This window comes from Bartonella sp. CR127HXZ (assembly GCF_042194555.1).
GTDB classification, from domain to species: Bacteria; Pseudomonadota; Alphaproteobacteria; order Rhizobiales; family Rhizobiaceae; genus Bartonella; species Bartonella grahamii.
The window spans coordinates 1-5285 of sequence record NZ_JBHIMZ010000036.1 but is presented as its reverse complement, the minus strand read 5'-3'; the positions used below and the strand labels follow the sequence as shown (position 1 = coordinate 5285).

Here is a 5285-nt window from a genome sequence, read left to right as displayed (position 1 = left end):
CCTCCCCTCATTCTGTCCCGCCATGCAGCGCATTAGCGCGTGCCCGTTGAATGGCGTGGGCAACCGCACGACCAGTGGCAACAGGATCACGGGCACCATTGACATGCACTGTGACATTTTGATTGTGTGTGATGGTGGAGTGATCTTTGCCTTTTGCTTCTGTGAAAGGGGAATTTGCATGCCCCGCCCCCGCAAATTGTGGTATGGGCTGAATGGCTGTTTTCCCCCCCAAAAAACTTGGCAAAAACTCTCTTACATCAATGGAACCAATCCACCCCTTAATGCGGCTAGGCAAAGATTTACAATAATCCATCAATTGTGAGATAGACGACATAAAGCCATCGACAATCGAATTAGCCAGATCTTCGCCCGCTTGTTCCATACCAGCCTTGGCATCATCAGAGAGCTTTTCGCGGGCAAAAAAGCTCTTTCTAAACTGAAACTTCTTAAAATCCCCTTTTTACACTTCTCTCCAAGCAAAGATAAAACTGTCAAGACATATGAGTGTCATCTAAGAGTAATTGCGTGAAACCATAACCACTATAAACAGACACTAATATTTGTATCGTATTGTATCTATTTACTTACGTATAAAAGAAGAAGATAAAATTGTAATACAATTAAAAGTTCATACGATTAATCAAAAGAAATTGTACAGCATCACAAAACATCAATTGTTTGAAGATTATAAGTAAAAAATTAATCAAAACAAAAATCTTTCTTGGTAATTCTGGATACTTCCTCGACAGCCTCCTCTTCTTTTCAAAGATGAAAGCCTAAAAAGAAAAAATAGAATAACAAACCATTATTCCGCTTTGTATTAAAGCTCTGTTCACATTAAACCATTGTACTTATAGCGCTTAACCTGATATTTTAGCATTTTTGAAAAAAATATGAAAAAGATGTTTGATTTTTCATTCTACTTTTAAGTGACACTTAGATACTCTCATTTCTTTTCAAATCCGCACATATAATACGTTTTTCCTTCATCCTTAAAACAAAGAAAAAAATCCTATTATAACTGACTGCAACTTGCGGAAAATTGGGTGTCTTTTCCTATAACACCAAGATCTTTAATTAAAAGCGGTTTTCCTATTTCTCCATTATAGGCTTTAACGTGAATGGTCTTTCCCTTTACCTCTATGAGGTAATAATCTCCATTAAAAAGCGCACCAGCTGTATAGATAGGGATATTTCCAAAAACCTTATCATTTTTCGCACGGCAATAAGACTGATAATGCGTGTGACCCACGAAGATTGCCTTAACATTATGAGAGATAATAATTGACTTAAAGACCGACAAATCTTTAGCATTCTTTTTACGAATAAAAAAGGATTCACCGTCAATGGAAGCAGCACGCGCATCATGAAAATTAATGATTGTCACTTTACCTCTTGCATCAGCAGCAGCTAAATCGTTCCTAAGCCAATCTAAAGATTTATTGATTTGCACCTGCATAGACTGTCCCATCAAACGAACCGTATAGCTTGGATAATTGTGAAGCTGCACATAGTGAACATCTCCATAATCCCAAGAATAACTCAAACTTCCCCTTATCGAGCGAATATTTCTACCCGAAATGGGAACCAAACTTTCAGTAACATCTGCATTGAAATGCGATAATTGACTACGATATTTTTTGATTTCCGATACCATTCTTGAAACTGCACTTATAGCACAAGCATCTTTGTAAAAACTGAATTCTTGAGGATTTGTACAATTACCAACATTATTGGCATAATCATGATTCCCTAGACCCTCATAGACAGGCGCTCCAAGATTTTTATAAACATTTTTATAATCATCATAGTTTTTTTGTTGTCCAAACTCCGTCAGATCACCATTGACAATATGGAACGCGGCCTTGTGCGCTTTTATCACACCAGCAACCTGCTCATTTATCTTTAACCATGGCTCTCTGTTGGATATTCCATTGGCATCACCAGAGTTTAAACGCCACGGTTGCGGATCAGCCATGATGATAGCAGTATAATTTTTTGCAAGAGACTTTTCTTTCATAAACCAGCCCATGAATGCATCATGATAAAGCCTCTCGTCCCTTCTTAACTTTTCAGAATCAAGGTTAAAACAACCAGAGAGAGTAAAAGCAATCACGGTGATTACCAATTTAACTTTATATCTCATAAACCTATCACCATAAAAACGTTACATATTTTATTATATTATAAAAAATTCTTCAGAAGCTATTTTTTAGATTTTCTTGTCAAGAGTGTGTCAAAAATTCAAAAGAACGAAAGCAATGATCCTTCAATGAAGGTGCACTTTGATGATATAAAAGCACTGCTGGTTTCAAACCTTCAACTTCAAGCACTTTAATTTATTGAGATTTATGAGCTTGGGCTCTGTCAAATGCTATCGATACATCAACAGATACAAAAAACTAGTTATTTATCAAAACTTATCAAATGTTCGTATACTATTAAAATATCCCCCACAGAAGAAAAAATGTGTTCTGTATGCTAAAATAGTCAACTCCTTTCGATATCAAGATCAAATACGTTAGAATCTTATGATAAATAAGGTAGAAATAATCAAAAGTGCTAGAAACAGTGTTTGAGTATTACCGTCATAACTCACTTTGATAAAATATAAAACTGCATAAGTATCATAAAAAACATTATTATTAATTCACAAAAAACAATATAAAATATGTAAGTATTATAATAACATTGTTTGTTAAATATAAATTTATACAAATTTAATATTAGTTAATCTTTAATTTTGACAAGAAACCAAAAATATATTACAAAACTAAAGACAATTATCGAAATTAATAACAACTATCCATTTTCACTTCTTCTTATGAAGTTTTCGGGGGAATGAATATTTTGGGGCTCTCATAAGGAGAATATTGGTGTATAAAACATCCCTTTTATCATGCACGGCTACAGCCGCTATCATCCTATTCAACATCCAGTTCAATGCACATGCTGAAAGTCTCGAAGTGTCTGAGGGAAAGACAGTATCCGAACTCGGAAAAACCTATGAGATTATTCATGCAAAAACCGGCGGAAAAATCATTGGCAAGGATTTAAAAATAATCGTTCCTGAATCTAAAAAAACTGGTGTAATCTCTGAAGGTGATGGTAGCAAAATTACGTTAAAAGGGGAAACAACCATTGAAAAAGTAACAAACGGTCTTACGGCAACACTTGGGGGCAAAATTGTTAGCAACAATCTAACAATAACCGGCTCTGAAACTGAAAACAGTACTGGTGCAATAGTCTATTTCAACAGTATGATTACATTAAACGGTACAACAACCATTGAAAAAGTAACAAACGGTCTTAAGGCAACACTTGGGAGCAAAATTGTTAGCAACAATCTAACAATAACCGGCTCTGAAACTGAAAACAGCACTGGTGCAATAGCCTATTCCAACAGTATGATTACATTAAACGGTACAACAACCATTGAAAAAGTTGCAAACGGCCTTGATGTACGAGATGGAGCGACTATCAAGATGATTGATGGTTCCATTGCTGCATCTCATATAGGTGCTATTTTCGAAATGAGTATTAACGAAAGCACGTTGGAAGATGTTACAATATCGAGCGGCAAAGATGACACCCTTATGGATAAGGGAATAAGAGCTTACAACAGCACAGTAACTTTGAACAATGTGACCGTTACTAAAGCACTAACAGGCATATCTGCAAATGATTTCTCCATAGTAAAAGTCTCCAAAGGAACATTCAATGGAAAAATTGATGGTGTATATGCTCAAAACTACAGCAGAATTACTTTAAACGGCACTGAAGTCATTTCATCTGATGGTTATGGTCTTCATGCTGATGGACAAAAATCCAATGCAGAAAAAGCCACTATCATAATGACGGGAGGAAAGGTAAATGGGAAAGACGCTGCATTATTTGCAGAAAAAGGCGGACAGATTGATGCCACAGATGTTGCTTTAACAACAGAGGGAAAAGGAAGCGGTGCATTTGTAAGTGGCGATGACAGCACAATTCAATTGCATGGTGATACAATAATTAATAATACTTTGAGCGGACTCGATGCCGTTAATGGTGGCAAAATCATTAGCGAAAACTTATCGATAATCGGTGGTGAAGCGATTGATCAAGGCCCCGACAACGAACGCACTGGTGTATGGACATCGGACTCTGGTAGTGAAGTTAGGTTAATGGGCAAAACAACCATTCAAAATGTCGATGAAGGTTTTTATGCAGACGGTGGAAGTGAAATCATTAGCGGAGATTTAATTATAACTGGTGGTGAAAGTAAAACAATGACCGTTGGTGTAAACGTTGCGGAACCTGATAGTTTAATTAAGTTAAATGGTAAAACAACCATTCAAAATTTTGATGTTGGTCTCACAGCAGGGAATAATAGCACGATTAAGATGACGAATGGTTATATTGGAGCAGCACAGAATACAATAAAAAATAAAATAGATGCAAAAAAAGTTGCACTATGGGCGGCATTTAACGGACATATTGATGTCCAGAATGCTTCTCTAACAGCAGGAGTTTCTGGTTTGCAATTTATAGCCCTCTATAATATTAAATCAGATGTACCTCAAAAACATCAAAGCAATGAAATCAATTTAACCAATGCAGATGTTCACGCTGAAAATGGTACTGGAATTTTTGTTGGAGGTTTCACTAACACAAACATGGAAGATATTCCAACTTTATCAATCGGTACAGTCAATCTCAAAAATTCAGAAATCCATGCTGATGTATTGTTAGGAGATGGTCTTTTCGAAGATCCAAAATCTTGGAAAAACGACAATTATTGGAACAATAAAGAGGTTAAAGCGATCTCCAACGGCACCTTCACCTTAAGCGCTGATCAGTCTACTTTAGAAGGCAGAGCAAATATTGCTAAAGACAGAAATGTACACTTTGATCTGAAAAACAAGACAACATGGACACTAAAGACCAGTACAAAAGAAAAAGATGATGATGGCCAACTGATTGATATTGCTCAAAGATCTCGTTCTGATATTTCCACGCTTAATCTCGACAATAGCTCCATTATCTTTAATGGACCAACAGAAGAGCATTATCACACATTGCATATAGGTTCTGGTAAACCAGACAGCACAGCAGTCTACAATGCAACGGGTGATGCACAGATTTACTTCAACATTGCTTGGAGTGATGGTGTAGCAAGTGCCGATCAAAAAACTGATAGGCTTCTCATTCACGGTGATGTCTCAGGCAACACAACAGTTTATATCAAAAGCGATTCAGGGGATAAAAATAGTGTAGTAAATGCTGCTGATCCTTCGAATATC

At 36.4% G+C, this 5285-nt stretch carries 2 protein-coding genes and 1 pseudogene; 1 reads left to right on the top strand and 2 read right to left on the bottom strand.

Going from position 1 to position 5285, the window contains the following annotated elements:
- Nucleotides 1–7 precede the first annotated feature (7 nt).
- The gene (locus ACFIKY_RS08790; RefSeq protein WP_375661722.1) at nt 8–382 is read right to left on the bottom strand and encodes a hypothetical protein; all 375 of its coding nucleotides are present in this window, start codon (nt 380–382) and stop codon (nt 8–10) included.
- A 633-nt stretch (nt 383–1015) separates the two neighbouring features.
- Complete coding sequence (locus ACFIKY_RS08785) at nt 1016–2146, bottom strand: metallophosphoesterase (RefSeq protein WP_375661721.1); 1131 nt, start codon at nt 2144–2146, stop codon at nt 1016–1018.
- A 730-nt stretch (nt 2147–2876) separates the two neighbouring features.
- Between ACFIKY_RS08785 and ACFIKY_RS08780 the strand changes: the two are divergent.
- Nucleotides 2877–5285 (top strand): annotated as a pseudogene (locus ACFIKY_RS08780) (autotransporter outer membrane beta-barrel domain-containing protein); the annotation flags it as partial.